Genomic DNA, 25,513 nt, shown 5'->3' on the forward strand with positions numbered 1-25,513 from the left:
CTCACTGTCGCTTTCGCGACATCTCTCCCCTCCGGGGCGAGAAGATTGGGGGGCTTTGCGGAACAGCCGCATGTGATGGCCTGGAGGTTTTCGGGGAGAACGGATCCGTCCCGGCCTCGCTCGAAAAGGCGCGTGGCGATCTCCACGTTATTCAACTCGGCGTTGATTTCGGCGGCCTCGAGCGCCAGCGGATCGATATCGCAGGCGATCACTTCGCGGGCGCCTGCTTTCGCCGCCGCGATCGCGACCAGTCCGGAGCCGGTTCCGTAGTCGATGACAGTTCGGCCACGCATGCAATCCGGCTCCGCTTCGATATGGCGGGCGAGCGCCAGCCCGCCGGCCCAGACATGGGCCCAGTACGGCGATAACCCGCTGCCCATTTCGGCAAGCAGACGCCCGATGCCGCTTCTCTCGTTTGCGAGGCGGAGCCTGAGCGAGGAAGGGCCCGGAACCGGGGTTGCCGGCAGCCGGGCCTCGATGATCTCCCGAAAGGCGCGCAAAGGCGGGTCAGGCGGCGGCAAGCTGGGTCAGCGCCTGCTGCATGACCTCGACGGGCTGCGCGCCGCTGACGGCATATTTGCCGTTGAACACGAAGAACGGCACGCCGGTGACACCCATCTGCTGGGCATTGGCGATTTCGCCGCGCACCATCTCCTTGTCGGCATCACTTTCAAGCAATTTGACCACCATATCGCGGTCCATGCCGGCCTCGGCTGCAATATCGGCCAGCACCTTGTGGTCGCCGATATTGCGGCCTTCCTCGAAATTGGCGCGGTAAAGCCGGTCGACGACCGCGTTCTGCATGGCAATGCTCTCGGTATGAGCCCAGAGCAGCAGACGGTGCGCATCAAGCGTATTGGGGCGCACCAGAATCCGGTCGAAATGGAAGGTGATGCCGAGTTCCTTGCCGAGGGCCGTGATCTGCGCATGCATCTCGTCGCGCCGCTCGGCGCTGCCGAGCTTTTCGGCGAGCATCGCCTGATTGTCCACGCCTTCCGGCGGCACGGTCGGATCAAGCTCGAACGGACGCCACTGCACCGCGACCTCGACGTTTTCCGGCAGCGACTTGATCGCCTTGTCGAGACGCGCCTTGCCGAGATAGCACCACGGGCAGACAACATCGATAATGGCATCGACTGTGACGGTAGACATGCCGTTCCTTTCTTTAGAGTGCGGGTCGCATTGCTGCGCTCGAAATTGTGGCAGTAGCCATCCATTATCGGGTCAAGCCCGAGGGTGACCCGGAGAGGGAGGCCGCTCACCGACAGCAGAAACGATCACTGCGCGGTCTGATCCCACCAGGTGGGAAGCTGATAGCCGTAGATAGGCGTTTCGGCCGGATGTTCAATCGTCGCCCAGCGCGCCACCCACTGGCCCTCGCGGTGATAGAGCGGCAGCATGTAATGGCCGTTAACCAGAAGGCGGTCGAAGGCGCGCACCGAATCGGTGAAATGCTCGGTCGAGCGGGCTTCCAGCATGTCGTTGATCATCCGGTCGACATCGGCGCTGGCGACGCCGGCGAAATTGAACGTGCCCTCGACATCGCGCGAGCGGCTGTCCCAGCGCCAGATCTGTTCCGCGCCCGGCGACAGCGAGGACTGGTACCAGAAGCCCGGCGCCAGCAGCACGATCATGTCGTAGTCGAAGGTGTTGAGCCGCTTCTGGTACTGGGCGTCGTCGACCGTGCGGATCGAGAGACCAACGCCGATCAGGTTCAGCGTGTGCTGATAGGCGAGCGCCATTTTTTCCTGGCCCTCATTGGTGGTCATGATCTCGAAGGCAAGCGGCTTGCCATCCGGCCCCGTCATCTTGCCGTTCGTGATCCGGTAACCGGCCTCACCGAGCAGCTTGACGGCGGCCCCCAGCACCTTGCGGTCGGCCCCGGAGCCGTCGGTCACGGGCATGGCGTAGTCGCCGGCTAGAATCGCGGGGTCGATCACGTCGATCGCATCGCCCAGCAGCTCGCGCTCGGCTGCGCTCGCGGGATTGCCATAGGCGCCTAGAGCGGAATTCTGCCAGTAGCTCTGCGTGCGCTGATACGCATTGTTGAACAGCGTCCTGTTGACCCATTCAAAATCGAACACATCCGACAGTGCCTTGCGCACCCGGGCATCCTCGAATTTCGGCCGGCGGGTGTTGAACACGAAGCCCTGCATGCCGGTCGGCGTCTTCGGGTGGAACACGTCCTTCACCACCTTGCCGTCACTGGCCGCGGGGAAATCATAGGCGCGCGCCCAATGGCTGGGGTCATCGTCGAGATAGACATCGACAGCGCCCTTCTTGAAGGCCTCGAACAGGGTCGAATCCTGAAGGTAGTAGTCGATCGTGATCGTGTCGTAATTGGCAAAGCCGACCATCGAGGGGTCGTCCTTGCCCCAGTAATCGTCGCGGCGTTCGTAGACGATGCGCTGGCCGGGCTCGATTTTGGCGATGCTGTAGGGTCCCGAACCGACCGGCGTCGACATCGTGTCGGTGTCGAAGGTTTCCGGATCAATCGCGTGTTCCGGAAGCACCGGCATCAGCGCGAAAATCAGCGGGGTTTCCCGGTTGGCGTCGGCATTGAAGGTGAATTTCACGCTATTGTCGCCGACCTTTTCCATCGTCTCGACCAGCGCAAGCCGGCGGTTATAGGGCGGGCGGCCCTTGTCCTTCAGAAGGTTGAAGGTGAAGATCACATCGTCGGCGGTGACCGGCTCGCCGTCCGACCATTTGGCGTCCGGGTTCATGTTGAACTGGACATAGCTTCTGTCATCGTCCCATTCCACGCTCTCGGCGAGCAGGCCGTAGAGCGTGAACGGCTCGTCGCGCGAGCGCTGCATCAGCGGCTCGAACACGAGATTGCCCAGCACCTCGTCCCAGAGCCCACGGGCGGAGGAGCGCATGCCCTTCAGCACGAAGGGATTCAGCGCGTCGAACGAGCCCACAACGCCATAGGTGATCGCGCCGCCCTTCTTGACATCGGGATTGACGTAGCTGAAATGCTGGTAACCCGCAGGCAGGGCGGGGTCGCCATGCATGGCGATGCCGTGCACCGGTTCGGCTGCCGCTACGCCCGAAAGTGCCGCGGAGAGGAGGAGAGTAGCAAGAAAGCGCATCGATTCGCCCTGTCGTGTCCATTCGTGGAAGAATGGTATCATGGCCGCTGACAAAGCTGAAATAGGCCGCGAAATCACGCCGAGGCGCAAATTTTGGGCGCGAAGGGGGTAGATTGGCGTCCAATGTGGCGATATCAGAGGAAACACTGGCGGTTGAGGCCCGAAACAGGGGCGCTTTGCCGCATTTCGGTAACAATAGCGATGCAGGGTCCCCGGACCTTACGCAGATGAACCAGGAGAGATTTTGATGCTTTCACGCGCCAGTATTATCAAGCGTGTCGCGGTTTGCGCCTTCACGATTGCGGGCCTTTCGGCCGCCGGCGCTTCGGCTCAGGAACAACAGCAGCCCCAGCAGCCGCAGGCTGGCGCGGCTCCCACGCAGGGCTGGTTCAAGACCTGCAACGACAACGGCAATGGCGGCGTCTGCATCGTGCAGAACTATGCCCGCGCCGAAAACGGCCAGGTGCTGACCGCCGTCGGCCTGATCCAGCCGCAGGGCGGCAACGGCCAGTCCATGATCCAGGTCACCGTGCCGACCTTCCGCCTGATCCCGGCCGGCGTCCAGATGCAGATCGATACCTCCGCGCCGCAGAAACTCGACTACGCCATCTGCACCAACGAACAGTGCATTGCCCAGGCGCCGCTCAACGATACGCTGGTGAACGCCATGAAGCGCGGCGGCAAGGTGACCTTTACCTCGGTGAACATGCGCCAGCAGCCGAACCCGGTCGACCTGACGCTTTCCGGCTTTACCGCCGCCTTTGACGGCGACCCGATCAGCCAGCCCGACCTGGTCGAAAGCCAGCGCAATCTGGACGAGTCGATCAAGAAAATGGCCGTCGATCGCCGCAAGAAGATCGAGGAAGCCCAGCAGAACGCCACGACAGGCAACTGATAGCTTCGGTCGTTTCGACTTACAAAAAAGCCCCGGCTGAATATCTCAGCCGGGGCTTTTTGCTATTCACGTCCGCTCAGTGCGTGCTGGCAAAGCGCGGCGCGAGATGGCCGCTGTCGGTCACCATGAATATTTCGCCGACCTGCGGGTTGCGCAACGGCTCACCGCTCATGTCCAGCTCAAGATTGCCTTCGGAGACATAGGCGACATAGCCCTTTTCTTCGTTCTCGGCCACGAGATGGTAGAACGGCTGATCCTTGCTGGGCCGGATTTCCGGCGGAATGGAGTTATACCATTCTTCGGAGCGGGAGAACTCCGCATCGACATCGAATACCACGCCCCGAAAGGGAAGCGCGCTATGGCGGACGATATCGCCGATATTATATTTCGCTTCGCGTATTTTCATGAGCATTTCCTTTCGTATTCTATATGGAAATGCGTTTTGCCAGGTGCAAGGGGTGTGCCCGCGCAGCGCCGCAGGCACAAAAAAAACCGGCCGCCCGAAGGCAGCCGGCTCATCGTCAAACCCGTCCGAAATCAGACCGAGTAGTACATGTCGAATTCGACCGGATGCGGGGTCATTTCGAAACGCATGACCTCTTCCATCTTCAGAGCGATATAGGCATCGATCTGGTCGTCGTCGAAAACGCCGCCGGCGGTCAGGAACTCGCGATCCTTGTCCAGGCTTTCCAGCGCTTCGCGCAGCGAGCCGCAGACGGTCGGGATTTCCTTCAGCTCTTCGGCCGGCAGGTCGTACAGGTCCTTGTCCATGGCATCGCCAGGATGGATCTTGTTCTTGATGCCGTCGAGGCCGGCCATCATCAGCGCGGCAAAGGCGAGGTAGGGGTTCGCGCCCGGATCGGGGAAGCGAACTTCAACGCGCTTGGCCTTCGGCGAGGAGCCGAACGGAATGCGGCAGGAGGCCGAACGGTTGCGGGCCGAATAGGCGAGCAGAACCGGAGCCTCGTAGCCGGGGACCAGACGCTTGTAGGAGTTGGTCAGCGGGTTGGTGAAGGCGTTGATCGCCTTGGCATGCTTGATGATGCCGCCGATATAGTAGAGGCAGGTTTCCGACAGGCCGGCATAGCCGTCGCCGGCGAAGGTCGGCTTGCCGTCCTTCCAGATCGACTGGTGCACGTGCATGCCCGAGCCGTTGTCGCCGAAGACCGGCTTCGGCATGAAGGTGGCCGTCTTGCCATAGGCATGGGCAACCTGGTGAACGCCGTACTTGTAGATCTGGGTCTTGTCGGCCATGCGGGTCAGGGTGTCGAACACCATGCACAGTTCGTGCTGGGCCGAGGCCACTTCGTGGTGGTGCTTTTCGACGGTGATGCCCATTTCGGCCAGAACCGTGAGCATTTCCGAACGCATGTCCTGAATGCTGTCGACCGGAGGAACCGGGAAATAGCCGCCCTTGGTGCGCGGACGGTGGGCCATGTTGCCGGTTTCATATTCGGTGAAGGCGTTCGACGGCAGTTCGATGCTGTCGAGCTGGAAACCGGTGTTGTAGGGCTCGGCGTTGAAGCGCACGTCGTCGAACACGAAGAATTCCGGCTCGGGACCGAAATAGGTGGTGTCGCCGATGCCAGTCGACTTCAGATAGGCTTCCGCCTTCTTGGCCGTGGTGCGCGGGTCGCGGTTATAGGCTTCGCCGGTGAGCGGCTCCAGAATGTCGCAGAACACAACCAGGGTCGACTGGGCGAAGAAGGGGTCCATATGGGCGGTCGCCGTGTCGGGCATCAGCACCATGTCGGACTCGTTGATGGCCTTCCAGCCGGCGATCGACGAACCGTCGAACATGATGCCGTCGGCAAACAAATCTTCATCGACAGCGGAAATGTCCATCGTCACGTGCTGCAGCTTGCCCTTCGGGTCGGTAAAGCGCAGATCCACGAACTTGACGTCGTTGTCTTTGATTTGTTTCATAATTTCAGAAGCTGTCGTCATTTAACGTTTTCCTTGCATAAGAAGATGACGATAGGGATGCCCCATCTTTGTCAAAAGAGGAGGGATGGATCAGATGGCGTCAACGCCGGTTTCGCCGGTGCGGATGCGCACGACGCCCTCGACATTGGAAACGAAGATCTTGCCGTCGCCGATACGCCCGGTTTGAGCGGCATTGCGGATGGCTTCGATGACCGCGTCCACGTTTTCGTCTGCCAGAACGACCTCGACTTTGACCTTGGGAAGAAAGTCGACGACGTATTCAGCGCCCCGGTAGAGCTCCGTGTGACCCTTCTGGCGCCCGAAGCCTTTGGCTTCCGTGACAGTGATGCCCTGCAGGCCGACGTCCTGAAGGGCTTCCTTCACTTCGTCGAGCTTGAAAGGCTTGATGATCGCTTCGATCTTTTTCATGAGAAAATTGCTCTCCGCTTCTCCCGTTGAAGCAGGCGTCAGCCCGCTCGGAACTTCTAATGCACATTGCATGCCAAGTTCGATTGTTCTTCGTGCAAATCCACCGAAATGAAATTGCGGCGTTGCGATTGCCGCAGCATTCCGCATGTGGCACCGAAATCAGGTTCGCCAAAAGGCGCCTTCAGGTCAATAGCGCGGCATTTCATGGGCGTTGACGGCGAGGGCGCATGATTTTTGAGCAGCAACCTGTGTTCAATTAATAGGCAATTGATTACCAACTAGCCAGAAGAAAGTCGCCTCTTGCATCAGCACGCGGTTTTCCGCTCTATTCACCCGCAACAAAGGAGTGCCGGCCTTGCTGATGACACCTGAGGAAATGGGGCGCGCCGACGCGCTCGCGGCTGAGAGCGGTATAGACAGCTACGCGCTGATGGTCAGCGCGGGGCGGGCGGTCGCCGCCTGCCTGCTGCGGCACTATCCGGCGGCGCGGCGCGCCGTGGTGCTGTGCGGGCCCGGCAACAATGGCGGCGATGGCTATGTCGCGGCCCGCGCGCTTTCCGAAACCGGCATGAAGGTGGCGCTGTTTCATCTCGGCGATCCCGCTAGGCTCTCCGGCGACGCCCTTCGGGCCCGGCAGGACTGCGGCATGGACAGCAAGCGACTGGATACCTTTCGGCCGGAACAGGGCGATGTCATCGTCGACGCGCTTTTCGGCGCGGGCCTCGCCCGGCCGCTTTCCGACGAGATTGCCGCCGTGATCGCGCGGGCGGAGGGGCTGCCGGTGATCGCCGTCGACCTGCCGTCCGGTATCAGCGGCCTCACCGGCCAGGTGCTTGGCGCTGCCTCCAAGGCGGCACATACGGTCACCTTCATGGCGGCCAAGCCCGGCCATTACCTCTTGCCGGCGCGCGACCATTGCGGCGAGTTGGAGGTGTTCGATATAGGCATTCCACGCCGTATTCTGGCGGAGGCGGCGGGTGCCCATCAGCTCAATGGGCCGTCGCTGTGGGCCGACCGTCTGCCGCGCGCGGGCGCCGACTCGCACAAGTTCAAGCGCGGCCATCTCGGCGTGTTTTCCGGCGGCGCCTCGGCCACGGGCGCCGCCCGGCTTTCCGCCATGGCCGGGTTGAAGGCCGGCGCCGGGCTGGTCACGATCGCGGCCGCGCCGCAGGCAATCCTCGTCAATGCCGCGCATCTGACGGCAATCATGCTGAAACGCATCGAGGATGTCGCGGCGCTCAGAGACTGGATTGCCGACAAGCGGCTGTCGGCCTTCGTCCTCGGCCCCGGTTTCGGGGTCGGCGCGGAAACGCGGGATTATGTGGAGACGCTGATCGGACGCCCGCTGGTGCTCGACGCCGACGGGCTGACCGCCTTCGCGGAGCAGCCGGAGGCGCTGTTCGACCAGCTGGCTGCGGCCCCGGAAACCTGCGTCATGACGCCCCATGCCGGCGAATTCGCGCGGCTCTTTCCCGAGCTTGCCGAGGATAACGACCTCGGCAAGCCCGAAAAGGCATTGCGGGCGGCCCGGCGCGCCCATGCGGTGGTGCTCTACAAGGGCGCCGATACCGTGATCGCGTCGCCAGACGGCAGGATCGCGATCAATGCCAACGCCCCGCCATGGCTTGCCACCGCCGGCTCCGGCGATGTGCTTTCCGGCATTATCGGCGGGCTGCTGGCGCAGGGCGTGCCGACCTTTGAGGCGGCGGCGGCCGGGGCATGGTTCCACGGCGAGGCGGGGAACCGGGCAGGCGAGGGGCTGACGGCAGAGGACCTGCCCGTGCATCTGCCTCCAATCCACGAGATTGCCGATGGCGAAAGCTGAGACGCATTGCCGCTTTGTCTGTGACCGGAAGTGACGCAAGTCGGCACTGAAATAGCCCAAGCCGAAACTCGCCGACGCGCCCTACTTGTCAACCAAGCTCTGCAGCTTCTCCGCGCCCGCCGGGGCGCGGACCTTGCCGCCGGTGATGAAGAAGGCATAGACGTCGCGCGGCTTTGCCTCCGGCGCATCGCCGGCAAGACGCGGCAGATCGTCGGGCGCGCCGCCCTTTGACCAGAGTTTCAGCTTCTCCGCCCACGCCTTCAGCGCCGTGTCGGGATAGCAATGCGGGTTGTCGTCCTCGCCCTTTTGCAGGCGGGCATAGACGAAATCGCCGGTGACATCGGCAATCATCGGGTATTCGGGATGATCGGCGCAGACGATCGTCGCACCATATTTGCGGACAAGCGCCACGAAATCCGGATCGAGAAAGGAGGGGTGGCGGACTTCCAGCGCATGTTTGAGGGCAATACCGTCCCGCTCTTTCGGCAGAAGCTTGAGGAAATCCTCGAAATCCTTCGCCTCGAATTTTTTCGTCGGCATGAATTGCCACAGGATCGGCCCCAGCCTGTCGCCAAGCTCGGTGATGCCCTGGCCGAGAAACTTGTCGATCGAGCCCTCGGCCTCGGCGAGCTTCTTGCGATTGGTGCAGTAACGGCTCGCCTTCAGCGAAAAGATGAACCCATCCGGCACGCTCGCCGCCCATTTGGCGAAGGTGGCGGGCTTCTGCGACGAATAATAGGTGCCGTTGACCTCGATCACCTTCAGCTTCTCGCCGGCATATTCAAGCTGGCGCGTCTTCGGCAGCTTGTCCGGATAGAAACTCTCGTTCCACGGATCAAAGGTCCATCCGCCGATACCCACACGAATTGCGCCTGCCGCCATGTCCCGTCTCCTATTCCGCCGCTTCCGTCTTCTTTGGCGGCCGCCGCTCCAGAAGCTCCTGAAGATACTGGCCCGTGTAGGAGGCCTTTTCCTTCACGATGTCCTCCGGCGTGCCGGTCGCGACGATCCGGCCGCCGCCATCGCCGCCCTCGGGTCCGATATCGATCACCCAGTCGGCGGTCTTGATGACCTCGAGATTGTGTTCGATCACCACCACGGAATTGCCCTGTTCGACAAGCTGGTGCAGCACTTCCAGAAGTTTGGCGACATCGTGGAAGTGCAGGCCGGTGGTCGGCTCGTCGAGGATGTAGAGCGTCTTGCCGGTGGAACGGCGCGACAGTTCCTTGGCGAGCTTGACGCGCTGCGCCTCGCCGCCTGAAAGCGTGTTGGCCTGCTGGCCGACCTTGATATAGCCGAGGCCGACGTCCTGAAGGGTCTGCAGCTTGTCGCGCACCGAGGGTACGGCGGAGAAGAACTGGACGCCTTCCTCCACTGTCAGTTCCAGGATATCGGCGATCGACTTGCCCTTGAAGCGCACCTCCAGCGTTTCGCGATTGTAGCGCTGGCCGTGGCAGACGTCGCAGGTGACGTAGACATCGGGCAGGAAGTGCATCTCGATCTTGATAAGCCCGTCGCCCTGGCAGGCCTCGCAGCGCCCGCCCTTGACGTTGAACGAGAACCGGCCCGGCTGGTAGCCGCGCGCCTTGGCTTCCGGCAGGCCGGCGAACCATTCGCGGATCGGCGTAAAGGCGCCGATATAGGTCGCCGGGTTGGAGCGCGGCGTGCGTCCGATCGGCGACTGGTCGATATCGATGACCTTGTCGACGAATTCCAGACCCTCGATGCGATCATGCGGGGCCGGGTTTTCGCGCGCGCCCATGATGCGCCGCGCCGCCGCCTTGTAGAGCGTCTCGATCAGGAAGGTGGATTTGCCGCCGCCGGAAACGCCGGTGACGGCGGTGAACAGGCCGAGGGGGATCGAGGCGGTGACATTCTTGAGGTTGTTGCCGCGCGCGCCGACCACCTTGAGCGCCTTGCCCTTTTTCTGCGGCCGCCGCTCGGCGGGCACGGCCACGGCGCGCGCGCCGCTCAGATACTGCCCGGTCAGCGATTTCGGATTGGCCATGATCGCCTGAGGCGTGCCCTCGGCCACCACCTCGCCGCCATGAATGCCGGCCGCGGGGCCGATATCAAGCACATAATCTGCCGTCAGGATCGCGTCCTCGTCATGCTCGACCACGATGACGGTGTTGCCGATATCGCGCAGATGTTTCAGCGTATCGAGCAGCCGCGTATTGTCGCGCTGATGCAGGCCGATCGAGGGCTCGTCCAGCACGTAAAGCACGCCGGTCAGCCCTGAGCCGATCTGCGAGGCGAGCCGGATGCGCTGGCTCTCGCCACCCGAAAGCGAGCCGGAATTGCGCGACAAGGTCAGATACTCCAGCCCGACATCGTTCAGGAACCGCAGCCGCTCGTTGATTTCCTTGAGGATGCGCACCGCGATATCGTTCTGTTTCTGCGAAAAATGCTTCGGCAGGTCCTCGAACCAGTCGCGCGCCGCGCGGATTGAAAGCTGGCTGACCTCGCCGATATGGCGCTTGTCGATCTTGACGGCGAGCGCCTCGGGCTTCAGCCGGTAGCCGCTGCAAGCCGGGCAGGGGGCCGCCGACATGTAGCGCTCCATCTCCTCGCGCGCCCAGGCGGAATCGGTTTCCTTCCAGCGCCGCTCGAGATTGGGAATGATTCCCTCGAAGCTCTTGGTGGTCTTGTAGCTGCGCGCGCCATCGGCATACTGGAACTCGATCTTGTCCTCGGTCCCGTTGAGGATCGCGTTGGTGGCCTGTTCCGGCAGCTTGTCCCAGCGATCGGTCATCTTGAAACCGAAATGCCGGCCGAGCGCCTCCAGAGTCTGCTTGTAGTAGGGCGACGAGGATTTGGCCCAGGGCGCGATCGCGCCGTCCGACAGTTTTTTCGACCGGTCGGGAACGACCAGCCCCTCATCGATCTTCTGCTGGAAACCGAGACCATCGCAGGTCGGGCAGGCGCCGACGGGGTTGTTGAACGAGAACAGCCGCGGCTCGATTTCCGGAATCGTGAATCCTGAAACAGGACACGCAAATTTTTCCGAAAAAACAACGCGCTCATGGGTTTCGTTGAGAGATTTGTTCTTGGCGCCGCCGGCCGCCGTCTCGTTCTCCGGCAACGGCTTGTCGGCAAATTCGGCGACCGCCAGCCCGTCTGCGATTTCGAGGCAGGTTTCCAGGCTGTCGGCAAGCCGGGTCGCGAGATCGTCGCGCACAGCAACGCGGTCGACCACCACATCGATATCGTGCTTGTATTTCTTGTCGAGCTTCGGCGCCTCGGCGATCTCGTAGAATTCGCCGTCGATCTTGACGCGCTGGAAGCCCTTCTTCATCAGTTCCGCCAGTTCCTTGCGGAACTCGCCCTTGCGGCCGGTCACCAGCGGCGCAAGAATATAAAGCCTTGTGCGCTCCGGCAACGCCAGAATGCGGTCGACCATCTGCGTCACGGTCTGGCTTTCGATCGGCAGACCGGTCACCGGCGAATAGGGCACCCCGGTGCGCGCGAACAGAAGCCGCATATAGTCATAAATCTCAGTCACCGTGCCGACGGTGGAACGCGGGTTCTTGGAGGTGGTCTTCTGCTCGATCGAGATCGCGGGCGACAGGCCCTCGATCCGGTCGACATCCGGCTTCTCCATCATCTCCAGGAACTGGCGCGCATAGGCCGACAGGCTCTCGACATAGCGCCGCTGCCCCTCCGCATAGATCGTATCGAAGGCCAGCGAGGATTTGCCGGAGCCCGAAAGCCCGGTCATCACGATCAGGCTGTTACGCGGCAGGTCCACGTCAATGCCTTTGAGATTATGCTGGCGCGCACCGCGGATGGAGATATTCTTCAGTTCGCTCATGGGATCAGGCTTCTCGAGAAGGGAATTTGCTTCCTATGTAGTTCGCGCTGCGGCTCTGTCGAGGTGCAGCAAAACAGACGACTTGAATGTCCCCGGTTGAATCGCTTGACTCGATCATAACAGAGCGATAGAACAAATAAAGAACATTTTTAATTGTGGATTGTCCCGTATCGGTTGATCGCTTTCGGAGAGATCGTCTATGCTGCCGAAAATTCTCTAAAGCGCCGCAACGCGGTTATACAGGTGGTAGTCATGGCAGGTAGTGTAAACAAGGTCATCCTCGTCGGCAATCTCGGAGCGGACCCGGAAATCCGGCGTACACAGGACGGCCGGCCGATCGCCAACCTGCGGGTGGCCACGTCGGAAAGCTGGCGCGACCGTAATTCCGGCGAGCGCAAGGAGCGCACGGAATGGCACCGCGTGGTGATTTTCTCTGAGGGTCTCTGCAAGATCGCCGAACAATATCTGCGCAAGGGCTCCAAAGTCTATATCGAAGGCCAGCTGCAGACACGCAAATGGACCGACCAGGGCGGCCAGGAGCGCTATTCGACCGAGGTCGTGCTGCAGGGCTTCAACGCCACGCTGACCATGCTGGACGGCCGCGGCGAAGGCGGCGGCGGGCAGGGCGGCAACTTTGGCGGAAGCCAGGGCGGCGGTGGCTATGACGATTACGGCTCACAGCCGTCTTCCGGCGGCGGCGGTCGCAGCGGCGGCGGCTTCTCGCAAGATCTCGATGACGACATTCCGTTCTGATCAACCTTGCATCGCCTTCTTGAGGGCGGTGAGACCGTTTTCCGCCATCGGCGGCAGAGCATAGATTTCACCCGGCGACCGCGGGCGGCGGAGCGTGCATCACCGTTGTAACGCCGTCGATCACGAACTGCACGGCCAGCGCCGTCAGCATCATGCCGAGAATGCGGGTGAGAATGTTACGACCGGTTTCGCCGAGAAGCCGGTCGATCATGCCGGCGGCGAGCATTGCCAGCAGCACGACCAGCGTGGCGACGAAGATCACCAGAACGAGCGCCAGCTTGTCCAGTACCGTTTCCATCTTTGAGCCGAGCAGGATCGTCGCGGAGATCGCGCCGGGGCCGGCGATCAGCGGCATGGCAAGCGGAAAGGCGGCGAGATTGGCCAAGCCATCCTTCGTGATGGCGGTTTCCGTCGTCTTCTCCTTTCTTTCGACGCGTTTTTCGAAGATCATTTCCACGCCGATCCAGAACAGAAGAATGCCCCCGGCAATACGAAACGCGCTCATGGAAATACCGAGCGCGTTGAGGATGTCATCGCCCAGCAGGGCAAAGGCCAGGAGCAGAAAGAACGAAATCAGGCTGCCCCGGATCGCCACCTTGCGGCGCTGGGCCTGGGTCATACCTACCGTCAGCGCCAGGAATATCGGCACCATGCCGGGCGGATCCATGGTCACCATCAAGGTGGTGAAGCCGTTTATCAGCGTTGCCAGTTCGTTCATCCGCCCGTTTCCGCCTGTTTTTTTCTTCTTGATGGGCTACGCCGCCGCGGCAAACCGCAGGCGGCATCCGCAGTGCTCTTGCCAGCTTGCCACAAGATCACCACCTGACACGAATAAAAACTTGGAATCCGCCGTCTGTCCACTGTCAGGAGGCTTGCGCAATTGGCGTCAGCCATCGGATTCGGCTATAAAAAACCAGATGATTCTAGCTTGAGATCGTGATTCACATTGACTGATCAAACGACACCTTCGGGCGGCGGCCTGCCGCCGGGCATCGAGCCCATCTCCATCATGGAGGAAATGCAGCGTTCCTATCTCGATTACGCCATGAGCGTGATCGTCAGCCGCGCGCTGCCGGATGTTCGTGACGGCCTGAAGCCGGTGCACAGGCGCATTCTCTACGGCATGTCCGAAATGGGCGTGGACTGGAACAAGAAATACGTCAAATGCGCCCGCGTCACCGGCGATGTCATGGGTAAATACCACCCGCATGGCAACGCCGCGATCTATGACGCGCTCGCGCGTATGGCGCAGGACTGGTCGCTGCGCCTGCCGCTGATCGACGGGCAGGGCAATTTCGGCTCCGTCGATGGCGACCCGCCGGCGGCCGAACGCTATACCGAATGCCGGCTGCAGAAGGTCGCGCATACGCTGCTCGACGATCTCGACAAGGAGACCGTCGATTTCCGCGAGAACTATGACGGCACGCTGTCGGAGCCGTCGGTTCTGCCGGCGAAGTTCCCGAATCTTCTGGTCAACGGCGCGGGCGGCATCGCCGTCGGCATGGCCACCAATATCCCGACCCACAATCTGGGCGAGGTGATCGACGGCTGTATCGCGGTGATGGAAAATCCCGCGATCGAGCTGCCGGAACTGATGCAGATCATCCCGGGGCCGGACTTCCCGACCGGGGCGCAGATTCTTGGCCGTGCGGGCATCAAGTCCGCCTATGAGACCGGGCGCGGCTCGGTGATCATGCGCGGCAGGGCCACGATCGAGCCGATGCGCGGCGACCGCGAGCAGATCATCATCACCGAGATTCCCTATCAGGTGAACAAGGCGACGATGATCGAGAAGATGGCCGAACTGGTGCGCGACAAGCGCATCGAGGGCATTTCCGATCTGCGCGACGAAAGCGACCGCGAAGGCTATCGCGTCGTCATCGAACTCAAGCGCGACGCCAATGCCGAGGTCATCCTCAACCAGCTTTATCGCTACACGCCGCTGCAGACCTCGTTCGGCTGCAACATGGTGGCGCTCAACGGCGGCAAGCCGGAACAGCTTACCCTGCTCGATATCCTGCGGGCCTTCGTCGCTTTCCGCGAAAGCGTCGTCAGCCGGCGGACCAAATATCTGCTGAGGAAGGCCCGCGAGCGCGCCCATGTCTTGGTTGGTCTCGCGATCGCCGTTGCCAATATCGACGAGATCATCAACCTTATCCGCCGCGCCCCCGATCCGCAGACGGCACGCGAGCAGTTGATGGAGCGCCACTGGCCGGCCCAGGATGTCGAGGCGCTGATCCGCCTGATCGACGACCCGCGCCACAAGATTTCCGAGGACGGCACCTATCAGTTGTCCGAGGAGCAGGCCCGCGCCATTCTCGAACTGCGGCTGTCGCGTCTGACCGCGCTCGGTCGCGATGAGATCGGCGACGAGTTGAACAAAATCGGCGATGAAATAAAGTCTTATCTCGAAATCCTGTCATCGCGGATGAAGATCCAGGCGATCATCAAGGAAGAGCTGATCGCGGTCCGCGACGAGTTCGGCACGCCCCGGCGCACCGAAATTCTCGAAGGCGGTCCGGACATGGACGACGAGGATCTGATCGCGCGCGAGGACATGGTCGTCACCGTGTCGCGTAACGGCTATATCAAGCGCGTGCCGCTGACCACCTACCGGGCGCAGCGCCGCGGCGGCAAGGGCCGCTCCGGCATGTCGATCCGCGACGAGGATTTCGTCACCCGGCTGTTTGTTGCCAACACCCACACGCCGGTGCTGTTCTTCTCTTCGCGCGGCATCGTCTACAAGGAAAAGGTCTGGCGTCTGCCGATCGGCACGCCGCAGTCACGCGGCAAGGCGCTGATCAACATGCTGCCGCTGCAGCAGGGCGAGGCGATCACCTCCATTCTGGCGCTGCCCGAGGATGAGGAAAGCTGGTCCGAACTCGACGTGATGTTCGCCACCACGCGCGGAACCGTGCGCCGCAACAAGCTGTCGGATTTCGTGCAGGTCAACCGCAACGGCAAGATCGCGATGAAGCTCGATGACGAGAATGATCGCATCCTGTCGGTCTGGACCTGTACGCCGGATGACGACGTGCTGCTGACGACCGCGATGGGCCAGGCGATCCGCTTCCCGGTTCCCGCCATCCGCGTCTTCGCCGGCCGCAATTCGATCGGCGTGCGCGGCATCGGTCTGGCGGAAGGCGACGAGGTCATCTCGATGACCATCGTCAGCCATGTCGACGCCGAGCCGTGGGAGCGCGCCGCCTATCTGAAGCGGGCAGCGCTTGAACGCCGCACCGAGACCGGGGAGGGCGAGGATATCGCGCTTGTCGGCGAGGAAGTGGCGGAAGAGGGCACGCTCAGCGATGATCGCTTCGAGGAGCTGAAGTTCCGCGAGCAGTTCATCTTGACCGTCACCGAAAAGGGCTTCGGCAAGCGCTCGTCGTCCTACGACTTCCGCATCTCCGGGCGCGGCGGCAAGGGCATCCGCGCCACCGACACCTCGAAGACCGACGAAATCGGCAAGCTGATTGCCGCCTTCCCGGTTCTCGACGGCGACCAGATCATGCTGGTTACCAATGCCGGTCAGTTGATCCGGGTGCCGGTCTACGACATCCGCATCGCCAGCCGCACCGCCAAGGGCGTCACCGTGTTCAAGACCGGCGCCGAGGAGAAGGTGGTCTCGGTCGAGGGCATCAGCGAGCCTGACGACGACGAGGTAATCGAGGACGCCGTGGAAGCCGGCGTCGATGTCGAGGCCGGCAGCGAAGGCGCGGCCGAGGCAACGGACGCCCCTGACGACGGATCCGACGAGACCTGATCGGCGAACAACGGGAATGAAGACTGGAGCCGGGCCTCGCGCCCGGCTTCTTCGTTTCACGTCCCCGTTTGCAGCCTGAACCGGCTTGCAGCCCGGCACTTTCCATGACAAAAGGCCGTGACCGGAAACGGGGACGCGACGAAGCATATGGCGAAGGCATTCTACACAGGCTCATTCGACCCGATGACCAACGGGCATCTCGACGTCGTACTGCAGGCGTTGAACGTCGCGGAAAAGCTCGTGATCGGCATCGGCGTGAATGCCGGCAAGACGCCATTGTTCACCTTCGACGAACGAGCCGACTTTCTGAAGCGCGGCGTTGCCGAAAACCTGCCGGAGCGGGCAGGGGATATCGAGGTGATCGCTTTCAGCGGCCTTGCCGTGGATGCCGCGCGCGAGGCAGGCGCCAGCCTGATCATCCGCGGACTGCGCGATGGCACGGATTTCGACTACGAGATGCAGATGGCCGGCATGAACGGCGAGATGGCCCCGGATATCCAGACCGTGTTTGTCCCGGCAAAACCGGCATCCCGTCCGATATCGGCCACATTGGTGCGGCAGGTCGCGGCCATGGGCGGCGATGTGGCGCGCTTCGTGCCGGATTATGTGGCGGCGGCGCTGAAGGCAAAACACTCGCGGTAGCCTAGTGAGGAAACCTTTTTCAAGGAGAACGACATGCGCAAGATGATTGCGGGACTGGCAGCAGCAACGCTGATTTCGACATTCGCGGGTACGGCCATGGCCGCCGACACGCTGACCTTCAACACCACCGAAGGCCCCTTCACCATCGAGCTTTTCGAAGATCTTGCGCCGCAGAACGCCGCGCGCGTCAAGGCGCTGGCGGAAGAGGGCGCCTATGACAATGTGGTGTTCCACCGCGTGATCGACGGCTTCATGGCGCAAACCGGCGACGTTCAGTTCGGCGATACCGAGGACGGCTACGACCTCAACCGCGCCGGCATGGGCGGTTCCGACTTGCCCGACCTGCCGGCCGAATTCTCCGACGTGCCGTTCAAGCGCGGCGTCGTCGGCATGGCCCGCGCCCAGGATCCGAACTCGGCGAATTCGCAGTTCTTCGTCATGCTTGAGGATGGTCCGTTCCTGAACGGCCAGTACACCGTGATCGGCGAAGTGGTCGACGGCATGGACAATGTCGACAAGATCAAGAAGGGCGATCAGGCCCAGAACGGCAAGGTCAGCGATCCGGACCGGATCCTGGACGTCACCGTCGGACAGTAAGTATTGCGCCCGCCTTGCCGGACCGGCGGGGCGGGTAAACCGCCACAGGAGAAAATGATGGCCGAAATCAAGGACCCGGAAAACACCTTCATCATGGAAACGACCAAGGGCAAGGTCGTGATCGAAGCGTTTCCGAACGTCGCGCCCAAACATGTCGATCGCATCCGCGAACTGGTGCGCGAGGGCGCCTATGACGGCGTCGTGTTCCACCGTGTGATCGCCGACTTCATGGCCCAGGGCGGCGACGTCGAGCACGGCAAGAAGACCTCGGACACGTTCAACCCCGGCCGCGCCGGCACGGGCGGTTCCGACAAGCCGGACCTGCCGGCCGAGTTCTCCGCCACCCGCCATGTGCGCGGCACCTGCTCGATGGCGCGTTCGCAGAACCCGAACTCGGCCAACTCGCAGTTCTTCATCTGCTTCACCGATGCCCCCTGGCTCGACAAGCAGTATTCGGTCTGGGGTCAGGTGATCGAAGGCATGGAAGCCGTAGACAAGTTCGAAAAGGGCGAGCCGGTCCGCAACCCCGACCACATCATCACGATGAAGGTCGCCGCGGACGTTTGAGGGCGAAGGGGACGCCCTTCAATCTCCCCCCTTTGAGGGAGCAAAGCTGTAAAGCCACAGTCAGACCCGTCCGGCCAAGGCCGGCGGGTTTTCGAATTTGAGAAATGTCCTGACACAATGCGCGTAGACCTCTTCGATTTCGACCTGCCGGACGAAAATATCGCCTTGCGGCCCGCGAACCCGCGCGACAGCGCGCGGCTCCTCGTGGTGCGGCCGGGCGAGGGGCTTGGCGATCATGTCGTGTCCGAACTCCCGTCCTTCCTGCGCTCAGGTGACGCGCTGGTATTCAACGACACGAAAGTGATCCCGGCCCAGCTCGAAGGCGTGCGGCTGCGCGAGGGCGGCGAAGAGGTGCCGGTTTCGGCCACGCTTCATCTGAGGAAGGCCGATAATATCTGGCACGCCTTCGCCCGGCCGGGCAAGCGAATCAAGCCCGGCGATGTGCTTCGTTTCGTTTCCGCCGATGGTGCGACGAGGCTTTCCGCGACGGTCGCGGAAAAGCGCGAAGGCGGCGAGGTTGTGCTGAGCTTCGACGCGCGCGGCGGCGCGCTTGATGAAGCGATGATGCGCGTCGGCCACGTGCCGCTGCCGCCCTATATCGCCTCCAAACGCGCCGAGGACGGCAAGGATCGCGACGACTACCAGACCATCTATGCCCGCGAAAACGGCGCGGTCGCCGCGCCCACGGCCGGCCTGCACTTCACGCCGCGCCTTATGAAAGCGCTGGAAGAGGCCGGCATCGAGCAGCATTTCGTCACGCTCCATGTCGGCGCCGGCACCTTTCTGCCCGTCAAGGCCGATGACACCGACGACCACGTGATGCATTTCGAACGCGGCATCGTGACTGCGGAAACGGCGCAAGCGCTGAACGCGGTCAAGGCGCGGGGCGGGCGGATCATCTCCGTCGGCACCACCTCTCTCCGGCTGCTCGAAAGCGCGGCTGGCGAAAACGGCGAGATCGCGCCGTGGGAGGGCGAGACCGGCATCTTCATCACGCCCGGCTATCGTTTTCGCGCCGTCGACATGCTGATGACCAATTTCCACCTGCCGAAATCGACGCTGTTCATGCTGGTCTCGGCCTTCTCCGGTCTGGAAACGATGCGGGCGGCCTATGCCCATGCGATCGAAACCGGCTACCGATTTTATTCCTACGGCGATTCCAGCCTGCTGTTCAGGAAAGATAGATGAGCGACGATTTCCGTTTCACCCTGAAGGCCACCGATGGCAGTGCCCGGCTTGGCGCGATCACCATGCCGCGCGGCGAAATCCGCACGCCGGCCTTCATGCCGGTCGGAACCGCGGGCACGGTGAAGGCGATGTATCTCGACCAGGTGCGCGATCTCGGCGCCGACATCATCCTCGGCAACACCTACCACCTGATGCTGCGCCCGGGTGCGGAGCGTGTCGCGCGCCTTGGCGGTCTGCACTCGCTGATCCGCTGGCCGCATCCGATCCTGACCGATTCCGGCGGGTTTCAGGTGATGTCGCTGGCCGCTCTTCGGGAAATCGACGAGAAAAAGGGTGTCACCTTCAAATCCCATATCGACGGCAGCGTCCATCACATGAGCCCGGAACGCTCGATCGAGATCCAGGGGCTGCTGGGCTCCGATATCCAGATGCAGCTCGATGAATGCGTCCGGCTACCCGCCGAGCGGGCCGAGATCGAGAAATCCACCGAGATGTCGCTTGCCTGGGCCGAACGCTGCCGGGAAGCCTTTGGTGATCAGCCGGGCAAGGCGATGTTCGGCATTGTGCAGGGCGGCGATATTCCGGATTTGCGCATCCGCTCCGCGCGCGGTCTCGCCGGTCTCGACCTCAAGGGCTATGCCGTCGGCGGGCTTGCCGTCGGCGAGCCGCAGGCGGTGATGCTGGCCATGCTGGAGACGACGCTCCCGGAACTGCCGACGGAGAAGCCGCGCTACCTGATGGGCGTCGGTACACCGGACGATATCTTGAAATCGGTCGCGCGCGGCATCGACATGTTCGACTGCGTGATGCCGACAAGGGCAGGGCGCCATGGCCTCGCCTTCACCCGCCGCGGCAAGGTCAACCTGCGCAATGCCCGCCATGCCGAGGACCTGCGCCCGCTGGACGAGGAAAGCGACTGCCCGGCGGCCCGCGACTATTCCCGCGCCTATCTGCACCATCTGGTGCGCTCCAACGAGTCGCTTGGCGGCATGCTGCTGACCTGGAACAACCTGCATTATTACCAGAAGCTCATGCAGGGCATCCGCAAGACGATTGCCGAGGGTCGCTACGACGATTTCGTGGCGGAAACCCAGGAAGGCTGGGCGAGGGGTGATGTCGCCGCTATCTGACCGGCGGCAACTCCCAGCGCCGGTAAAGCTCGTCAAGCGCCTTCGCGCTGTGGCATTCAACAGTCGGCAAACCGGAGCGGCGTAAGACCTCGGCGTATTTGGTCGCACTGTTTCGGGTCTTGAACAGGATCCAGTCGACCATCTCCCATTTAATGCTCTCCTGCGCGCCTTCCAGGTGGCCGGCGCGTTCGGCCCGATTGACCGTTGTTCGCCTGATATAGCGCACCAGCCGGCGCCAGCGGTTGGATGTGATCAGGATCGCGCCGGTCGCGCGCGCAAGGCGCTGCGGCATTAGCCGGCTGTAATTGCCATCCATGACCCAGCGCTCGCCCATGATGGCGTCATCGTGCAGTCTGGCAAACTCGGCCTCGGGGCGCGGCTTCCAGTCGGTGTTGGGCAGATGCTGGAACTGATCCAGGTGGATCGCCGCGATTTCCAACTTTCTGGATAAGGCGACGGCCAGGGTCGATTTGCCCGCATTGGAGGGCCCGAGGACGACGATCCGCGTCCCGAGCGAATCGAGATCAAGCATGAGTATACGCAGTCTGTTTTGCAGATTGTTTCTATGTGTCCCGCAGGGAACAGCGCAAGGCGGGCTCACTGCAACAAAGATCACATAATGTGGATTATGGAACTTATGGATACCACCGACGACCTGATTGTGCAGTCGCCGGTGCTAGCATTCCCGCTTTCATGAACGGCACTTAACGCAGTTCCATCAGTCGCTTGTGCGCTGCAGTGAAACCTTTCAATGAGGCGCCGATGCTGAATTTTTCATTGCCGTCGATCGGCTGGGCGATGATGTTCAGCGAGCCGCCATTCTTCATCCGGTCGGCCATCGCCGCGTCGAATTCAACGGGCACGAGGCAGCCTTGCGGCAGACATGTCGAGAAACCGAATGTCTTGCCCTCGGTGGCGTCATCGATTGTCAGTGTCACGCCCTGGGCCAGCGCCAGGCCGAACGGCATGATCACGACGCCCTGGATCTTGTCATCCGGCGTCACCGACAGTTCGACGGTCATCACCCGCTGGCCGCTGTCCTTGGCCACCTGATTGTGGATCATCGCGCAACGGTCGACGCCCTCGTTGGAAATGCAGGTGACCCGCCAGTCCTGATAGGTTTCGTTGATGGAGCTCGCACCTTCCGGCAAGGCCGAAATGGCCGGGCTTGCGGCTGCGCCGAAAAGAAACGCCGAAACGATGCCGGCTGCGATTTGACGAGGTTTCACCAAAAATCTCCCAATCCGTCTGATTTTCGGGCGAAGCTAGCACGATTCGCCAGACGTCAACACCGGCAGCACGCACGCGCGATACGCATGTTTTCGCTGTCTGCGCAAAGATGTGCGCGGCGATGCCGCGACGCCCGGTTTAATCCGCGGCAATGCTTGCATGGCCGCCGGTTCCTCGCCATAGTCGCCGGCAAATCGTAAGGCGTACAGACAGGAGAATTCCCGATGTCCTCGCACGGTAGGCGCGATGAACAGGAAGGCCATGCGCGGCCGCCCGTTCCCGATATCATGGCGATTCTCGGCGAGAACAAGCCGCGCCGGCGCTTCCCCTGGGGTTGGCTGGCGCTCGTTATCGTCCTTATTGCCGCGGGCTATGGCGGCTACCGCTTCTACCAGAGCGGCGACCTGCAACTGGTCGCGGCCCAGCCGGGATACACGACCGCCGAGGTGATCCGCGGACCGATGAACATCACCGTGCGCGCAACGGGCGCGATCGAGCCGATCAACCGCGTTGAAATTTCGAGCGAGCTTTCCGGCACGGTGAAGGATGTGCTGGTGGATTTCAACAGCGAGGTCGAGGCCGGCGACGTGCTGCTGGAGCTCGAGACCGACGAACTGACGGCCGATATATTGAGCGCAAAGGCCAAGCTTGCCGCCGCCAATGCCGACGTCGCATCGAGCGTCTCGGACGTCGAATCCGCCAAGGCGACGATGGATCGCACCGAGACCCTGGTAAAGCGCAACGTCGCGCCGCGCCAGGATTTCGAAGATGCGCAGTTTGCCTATGCGGCCGCCGTCGCCGACCGGCAGAGCGCGGAGGCGCGGCTCGATGTCGCCAAGGCCGAACTGGCGCTGGCGGAACTGCGGCTCAGCAAGGCCACGATCCGTTCGCCGATCGACGGCATCGTACTTTACCGCAATGTCGATGTCGGCCAGACATTCACCACCTCGCTGGAGGCCCCTACTCTGTTCGTCATCGCCGGTGATCTCGGCCAGATGGAGCTGCGCGTCGATATCGATGAGGCCGATGTCGGCAAGGTCGAGCCGGGACAGAAGGCCAGCTTCACCGTCGAGGCCTTTCCGGATAAGCGTTTCCCTGCCGAAATCGCCTCGATCCGCTATGCTTCCGAGCTCAACAGCGATGTCGTGACCTACAAGGCGGTGCTGCTCGTCGACAATTCCGAGCGCCTGCTGCGCCAGGGCATGACCGCCACGGCCGATATTCTGGTGAGCGAATCCGAGGACGTGATCCTGGTCCCGACAGCGGCGCTGCGCTTCATGCCGGCCGGCGTCGATGCGCCGACCTCTTCGGGCGACGAGCGTACCGCTTGGCTGCTTCGCAATGGCGAGCCGCTGCCGGTTCCGATCACGGTCGGGGCCAGCGACGGCCGCTATACCGCCGTTGTGGACGGCGATCTGCGCGTCGGCGACATGGTGATCACGGGCAATGGCGGGGAGGTTCGATGATATGAACGCGGCTCCTCCCCTTATCGAATTTCGCAAGGTCTCGCGGATCTACGGCTCCGGCGAAGCGGAAATCGCGGCCCTGAACAACGTCGATTTTTCGATCGAGGCCGGCGAATTCCTCTCGATCATGGGCCCGTCAGGCTCCGGCAAGTCGACGGCGATGAACATTCTCGGCTGGCTCGACCGGCCGACCAGCGGCCAGTTCTTCTTCCAGGGCGTCGACACGACCGAACTGCCCGGCCCCAAGCTGACCCTGCTGCGCCGCCATCTTCTGGCCTTCGTGTTCCAACGCTACAATCTTCTGCCGCGCTCCTCGGCGATCGAGAATGTCGAACTGCCGCTGCTCTATCGCGGCATCAGCCGCACCGAGCGCCGCGAACGGGCTGAAAACGCGCTCGATCAGGTGGGGCTCGGCGACCGGCTGCACCAGCGCACCATGGAGCTTTCCGGCGGCCAGCAGCAGCGCGTGGCGATCGCGCGCGCCCTGATCACGGAACCCGCCGTTCTGCTCGCCGACGAGCCCACGGGCAATCTCGATACCAAATCCAGCAACGAGATCATGGAACTGGTCACCAGCCTCAATGTCGATATCGGCATCACCGTGGTGATGGTCACCCATGACGAGAACGTGGCGCGCTACGCCAGCCGGCGCATGCATTTCCTCGATGGCAGGGTCGATGGCAGCTATCGGCCGGGCCGCGGCGAACGGCGGGAGGACGACCATGTTTCTTGAGATGCTGAAACTCGCGCTGCGGGCCGTCCGACGTAACCTGCTGCGCTCGTTCCTCACCGTGCTTGGCGTCATCATCGGCGTTTCGGCGGTGATCGTCATGGTCACGGTGGCGAACGGCACGGCGGAACAGGTGCGCACCGAAATCGCGCGCCTCGGCACGGATGTCCTGTTCGTGCGGCCTGGCCAGCGCGCGCCCGGGGCCGCCTCGGAGGCCGCCAAGGGCTTCACCGAACGCGATATCGCGGCGCTGCGCAACCAGATACCCGATCTGCGCGCCGTAGCGCCCCAGAACATTGCGGATGCGACGGTTGTCGCCGGCGGCAACAACCGCAAGACCGTGGTCATCGGCACCAGCGACGCGTTTCTCGACGCCCAGGACTGGACCATCGAGAGCGGCAGCGATTTCGCCGGCGCCGAGGTCGCGGCCGGCGATACCGCCTGCATTCTCGGCGCGACGGTGAAACAGGCGCTTTTCGCCGATGACGATCCGGTGGGCCGCAATGTCCGCGTCGGCACTATTTCCTGCGCCGTTATCGGCACGCTTGGCGCCAAGGGCGAGGCCGGCATGGGCCGCGATCAGGACGATATCGTGCTGATGCCGATCGCCACCTTCCAGCGCCGCCTCGGCGGCGACAGCTATATCGAGAGCATCGTGCTCGCCGCGAAAGACGGCGTTTCCACTCAGGATCTGAAGGCCGAGGTCGGTGATGTGCTGCGCGACCGCCGCAACATCCTGCCGGGCCGGCCGGATGATTTCGAGGTCAACGACATGACCGAGATCACCAACGCGGTCTCGGGCACCAGAACACACCTGACGGGCATGCTGGCCGCGATCGCGGGCGTCAGCCTGCTGGTCGGCGGCATCGGCATCATGAATATCATGCTGGTGTCGGTCACCGAGCGCACCCGCGAAATCGGCCTCCGGCTTACCGTCGGCGCGCTGGAGCGGCAGGTGCTGCTGCAATTCATCGTCGAGGCGCTGGTGCTGTCGATATCGGGCGGCGTCACCGGCATCGTGATCGGCCTCGGCCTCGCCTATGCTGCCGTGCAGTATCTCTCCCTGCCCTTCGTCATCGACCCCTGGATGATCGCCGGCTCCTTCGCCTTCTCGGCTCTGATCGGCCTGATCTTCGGCTATTTCCCTGCAAGGCGTGCAGCGAGGCTGAGTCCGATCGATGCGTTGCGGTTTGAGTGAGCGCGGACCCTGCGTCGTGCGGTGTCTGTTTGGTGCAGTTGAGTTCTGTTGAGCGGCTTTTTGCCGGACTCTCAGCCCACAATCTCGCCCCTTGAGGGGGAGATGTCGCGAAAGCGACAGAGAGGGGTAAAGGGCGTAGGCCCTAAAAGCGCATGCTCCGTGCTCTCGGAGAGGGTTCACCCTCTCTGCCCCTGCCGGGGCATCTCTCCCTCAAGGGGAGAGATTGATGGCTGCAACGCCTCGAGAAAATACGTTGACTATGAGG

Annotated in this window: 23 protein-coding genes; 12 read left to right on the plus strand and 11 right to left on the minus strand. The window is 62.5% G+C overall.

All coding sequences use genetic code 11. From position 1 onward, the window contains the following. The 3 genes from V6765_RS11365 to V6765_RS11375 form a co-directional block, all read right to left on the minus strand. On the minus strand, positions 1–521 hold a 521-nt coding region (locus V6765_RS11365), incomplete at its 3' end, for a class I SAM-dependent methyltransferase (RefSeq protein WP_448428816.1). Then, a complete protein-coding gene (locus tag V6765_RS11370) occupies positions 508–1,152 on the minus strand; it encodes a DsbA family oxidoreductase (RefSeq protein ID WP_448428818.1) in 645 nt (214 codons plus the stop codon). The genes V6765_RS11370 and V6765_RS11365, both read right to left, overlap by 14 nt. 125 nt (positions 1,153–1,277) lie before the next feature. Next, positions 1,278–3,095 (minus strand): extracellular solute-binding protein, encoded by a 1,818-nt coding sequence (locus V6765_RS11375; RefSeq protein ID WP_448428820.1) that lies wholly within the window; start codon positions 3,093–3,095, stop codon positions 1,278–1,280. 247 nt (positions 3,096–3,342) lie between these two features. Here V6765_RS11375 and V6765_RS11380 point away from each other — a divergent pair, with 247 nt between their 5' ends. Continuing rightward, positions 3,343–3,990, plus strand: a complete 648-nt coding sequence (locus V6765_RS11380) for an invasion associated locus B family protein (RefSeq protein WP_448428822.1) — start codon at positions 3,343–3,345, stop codon at positions 3,988–3,990. A gap of 76 nt (positions 3,991–4,066) precedes the next feature. Here V6765_RS11380 and hspQ read toward each other — a convergent pair whose 3' ends face one another. The 3 genes from hspQ to V6765_RS11395 all read right to left on the minus strand — a co-directional run bounded on the left by hspQ (position 4,067) and on the right by V6765_RS11395 (position 6,345). Then, the gene (gene hspQ / locus V6765_RS11385) at positions 4,067–4,396 is read right to left on the minus strand and encodes a heat shock protein HspQ (RefSeq protein WP_448428824.1); all 330 of its coding nucleotides are present in this window, start codon (positions 4,394–4,396) and stop codon (positions 4,067–4,069) included. Positions 4,397–4,527: 131 nt separating this feature from the next. Then, a complete protein-coding gene (gene glnA / locus V6765_RS11390) occupies positions 4,528–5,937 on the minus strand; it encodes a type I glutamate--ammonia ligase (RefSeq protein WP_448428826.1) in 1,410 nt (469 codons plus the stop codon). A gap of 69 nt (positions 5,938–6,006) precedes the next feature. Then, positions 6,007–6,345: a P-II family nitrogen regulator gene (locus tag V6765_RS11395; RefSeq protein ID WP_018063299.1), complete on the minus strand. Its 339-nt coding sequence runs from the start codon at positions 6,343–6,345 to the stop codon at positions 6,007–6,009. Positions 6,346–6,706: 361 nt separating this feature from the next. Here V6765_RS11395 and V6765_RS11400 point away from each other — a divergent pair, with 361 nt between their 5' ends. Then, positions 6,707–8,170, plus strand: a complete 1,464-nt coding sequence (locus V6765_RS11400; RefSeq protein ID WP_448429847.1) for an NAD(P)H-hydrate dehydratase — start codon at positions 6,707–6,709, stop codon at positions 8,168–8,170. A gap of 81 nt (positions 8,171–8,251) precedes the next feature. Here V6765_RS11400 and V6765_RS11405 read toward each other — a convergent pair whose 3' ends face one another. Together V6765_RS11405 and uvrA are read right to left on the minus strand one after the other, a co-directional pair. Further along, entirely contained in the window at positions 8,252–9,052 is an 801-nt protein-coding gene (locus V6765_RS11405; RefSeq protein WP_448428828.1) for a DUF72 domain-containing protein, read from the minus strand. A 10-nt stretch (positions 9,053–9,062) separates the two neighbouring features. After that, entirely contained in the window at positions 9,063–11,984 is a 2,922-nt protein-coding gene (gene uvrA / locus V6765_RS11410; RefSeq protein ID WP_448428830.1) for an excinuclease ABC subunit UvrA, read from the minus strand. Positions 11,985–12,236: 252 nt separating this feature from the next. On the opposite strand from uvrA, the gene V6765_RS11415 reads away from it, so the two are divergent. After that, a complete protein-coding gene (locus tag V6765_RS11415; RefSeq protein WP_448428832.1) occupies positions 12,237–12,737 on the plus strand; it encodes a single-stranded DNA-binding protein in 501 nt (166 codons plus the stop codon). A gap of 67 nt (positions 12,738–12,804) precedes the next feature. On the opposite strand, the gene V6765_RS11420 is transcribed toward V6765_RS11415, so the two are convergent. Next, positions 12,805–13,455 (minus strand): MarC family protein, encoded by a 651-nt coding sequence (locus V6765_RS11420; RefSeq protein WP_448428834.1) that lies wholly within the window; start codon positions 13,453–13,455, stop codon positions 12,805–12,807. 228 nt (positions 13,456–13,683) lie between these two features. Here V6765_RS11420 and gyrA point away from each other — a divergent pair, with 228 nt between their 5' ends. The 6 genes from gyrA to tgt all read left to right on the plus strand — a co-directional run bounded on the left by gyrA (position 13,684) and on the right by tgt (position 20,624). After that, complete coding sequence (gene gyrA, locus V6765_RS11425) at positions 13,684–16,500, plus strand: DNA gyrase subunit A (RefSeq protein WP_448428836.1); 2,817 nt, start codon at positions 13,684–13,686, stop codon at positions 16,498–16,500. A 147-nt stretch (positions 16,501–16,647) separates the two neighbouring features. Then, positions 16,648–17,142 carry a pantetheine-phosphate adenylyltransferase gene (gene coaD / locus V6765_RS11430; protein WP_448428838.1) on the plus strand — a complete coding sequence of 165 codons (495 nt, stop codon included), beginning with the start codon at positions 16,648–16,650 and terminating at the stop codon, positions 17,140–17,142. 33 nt (positions 17,143–17,175) lie between these two features. Continuing rightward, entirely contained in the window at positions 17,176–17,739 is a 564-nt protein-coding gene (locus V6765_RS11435; protein WP_448428840.1) for a peptidylprolyl isomerase, read from the plus strand. 57 nt (positions 17,740–17,796) lie between these two features. Beyond that, positions 17,797–18,306, plus strand: coding sequence for a peptidylprolyl isomerase (locus V6765_RS11440; RefSeq protein WP_448428842.1), 510 nt, complete (start codon positions 17,797–17,799; stop codon positions 18,304–18,306). A gap of 117 nt (positions 18,307–18,423) precedes the next feature. Further along, on the plus strand, positions 18,424–19,494 hold the full coding sequence (queA, locus tag V6765_RS11445; RefSeq protein WP_448428844.1) for a tRNA preQ1(34) S-adenosylmethionine ribosyltransferase-isomerase QueA: 1,071 nt from the start codon (positions 18,424–18,426) through the stop codon (positions 19,492–19,494). Then, entirely contained in the window at positions 19,491–20,624 is a 1,134-nt protein-coding gene (gene tgt, locus V6765_RS11450; RefSeq protein ID WP_448428846.1) for a tRNA guanosine(34) transglycosylase Tgt, read from the plus strand. The genes queA and tgt overlap by 4 nt, the downstream gene beginning before the upstream one ends. Here the strand turns inward: tgt and V6765_RS11455 are convergent. Both V6765_RS11455 and V6765_RS11460 read right to left on the minus strand, forming a co-directional pair. Continuing rightward, on the minus strand, positions 20,617–21,156 hold the full coding sequence (locus tag V6765_RS11455) for an AAA family ATPase (protein ID WP_448428848.1): 540 nt from the start codon (positions 21,154–21,156) through the stop codon (positions 20,617–20,619). The genes tgt and V6765_RS11455 overlap by 8 nt on opposite strands. Before the next feature lie 172 nt (positions 21,157–21,328). Further along, entirely contained in the window at positions 21,329–21,853 is a 525-nt protein-coding gene (locus V6765_RS11460) for an invasion associated locus B family protein (protein ID WP_448428850.1), read from the minus strand. A gap of 225 nt (positions 21,854–22,078) precedes the next feature. Between V6765_RS11460 and V6765_RS11465 the strand changes: the two genes are divergently transcribed. From V6765_RS11465 to V6765_RS11475, 3 genes are read left to right on the plus strand one after another with little or no spacing between them, the layout of a single operon-like run. Next, entirely contained in the window at positions 22,079–23,320 is a 1,242-nt protein-coding gene (locus V6765_RS11465) for an efflux RND transporter periplasmic adaptor subunit (protein ID WP_448428852.1), read from the plus strand. Between the two features lies 1 nt (position 23,321). Then, the gene (locus tag V6765_RS11470) at positions 23,322–24,053 is read left to right on the plus strand and encodes an ABC transporter ATP-binding protein (protein WP_448428854.1); all 732 of its coding nucleotides are present in this window, start codon (positions 23,322–23,324) and stop codon (positions 24,051–24,053) included. Beyond that, on the plus strand, positions 24,043–25,248 hold the full coding sequence (locus V6765_RS11475) for an ABC transporter permease (RefSeq protein WP_448428856.1): 1,206 nt from the start codon (positions 24,043–24,045) through the stop codon (positions 25,246–25,248). The genes V6765_RS11470 and V6765_RS11475 overlap by 11 nt, the downstream gene beginning before the upstream one ends. The last annotated feature ends 265 nt before the right edge of the window (positions 25,249–25,513 follow it).

The sequence above is a fragment of the Martelella sp. FOR1707 genome, assembly GCF_053484265.1.

What these genes read in the sequence shown, in the direction of transcription:
- V6765_RS11380 (WP_448428822.1), top strand. Translation starts at nt 3,343, where the DNA reads ATGCTTTCACGCGCCAGTATTATCAAGCGTGTCGCGGTTTGCGCCTTC.
- coaD (WP_448428838.1), top strand. Translation starts at nt 16,648, where the DNA reads ATGGCGAAGGCATTCTACACAGGCTCATTCGACCCGATGACCAACGGG.
- V6765_RS11465 (WP_448428852.1), top strand. Translation starts at nt 22,079, where the DNA reads ATGTCCTCGCACGGTAGGCGCGATGAACAGGAAGGCCATGCGCGGCCG.
- V6765_RS11405 (WP_448428828.1), bottom strand. Translation starts at nt 9,052, where the DNA reads ATGGCGGCAGGCGCAATTCGTGTGGGTATCGGCGGATGGACCTTTGAT.
- V6765_RS11435 (WP_448428840.1), top strand. Translation starts at nt 17,176, where the DNA reads ATGCGCAAGATGATTGCGGGACTGGCAGCAGCAACGCTGATTTCGACA.
- V6765_RS11440 (WP_448428842.1), top strand. Translation starts at nt 17,797, where the DNA reads ATGGCCGAAATCAAGGACCCGGAAAACACCTTCATCATGGAAACGACC.
- hspQ (WP_448428824.1), bottom strand. Translation starts at nt 4,396, where the DNA reads ATGAAAATACGCGAAGCGAAATATAATATCGGCGATATCGTCCGCCAT.
- uvrA (WP_448428830.1), bottom strand. Translation starts at nt 11,984, where the DNA reads ATGAGCGAACTGAAGAATATCTCCATCCGCGGTGCGCGCCAGCATAAT.
- V6765_RS11420 (WP_448428834.1), bottom strand. Translation starts at nt 13,455, where the DNA reads ATGAACGAACTGGCAACGCTGATAAACGGCTTCACCACCTTGATGGTG.
- V6765_RS11475 (WP_448428856.1), top strand. Translation starts at nt 24,043, where the DNA reads ATGTTTCTTGAGATGCTGAAACTCGCGCTGCGGGCCGTCCGACGTAAC.
- V6765_RS11400 (WP_448429847.1), top strand. Translation starts at nt 6,707, where the DNA reads ATGACACCTGAGGAAATGGGGCGCGCCGACGCGCTCGCGGCTGAGAGC.
- V6765_RS11455 (WP_448428848.1), bottom strand. Translation starts at nt 21,156, where the DNA reads ATGCTTGATCTCGATTCGCTCGGGACGCGGATCGTCGTCCTCGGGCCC.
- glnA (WP_448428826.1), bottom strand. Translation starts at nt 5,937, where the DNA reads ATGACGACAGCTTCTGAAATTATGAAACAAATCAAAGACAACGACGTC.
- V6765_RS11395 (WP_018063299.1), bottom strand. Translation starts at nt 6,345, where the DNA reads ATGAAAAAGATCGAAGCGATCATCAAGCCTTTCAAGCTCGACGAAGTG.
- V6765_RS11415 (WP_448428832.1), top strand. Translation starts at nt 12,237, where the DNA reads ATGGCAGGTAGTGTAAACAAGGTCATCCTCGTCGGCAATCTCGGAGCG.
- V6765_RS11375 (WP_448428820.1), bottom strand. Translation starts at nt 3,095, where the DNA reads ATGCGCTTTCTTGCTACTCTCCTCCTCTCCGCGGCACTTTCGGGCGTA.
- V6765_RS11370 (WP_448428818.1), bottom strand. Translation starts at nt 1,152, where the DNA reads ATGTCTACCGTCACAGTCGATGCCATTATCGATGTTGTCTGCCCGTGG.
- V6765_RS11470 (WP_448428854.1), top strand. Translation starts at nt 23,322, where the DNA reads ATGAACGCGGCTCCTCCCCTTATCGAATTTCGCAAGGTCTCGCGGATC.
- tgt (WP_448428846.1), top strand. Translation starts at nt 19,491, where the DNA reads ATGAGCGACGATTTCCGTTTCACCCTGAAGGCCACCGATGGCAGTGCC.
- queA (WP_448428844.1), top strand. Translation starts at nt 18,424, where the DNA reads ATGCGCGTAGACCTCTTCGATTTCGACCTGCCGGACGAAAATATCGCC.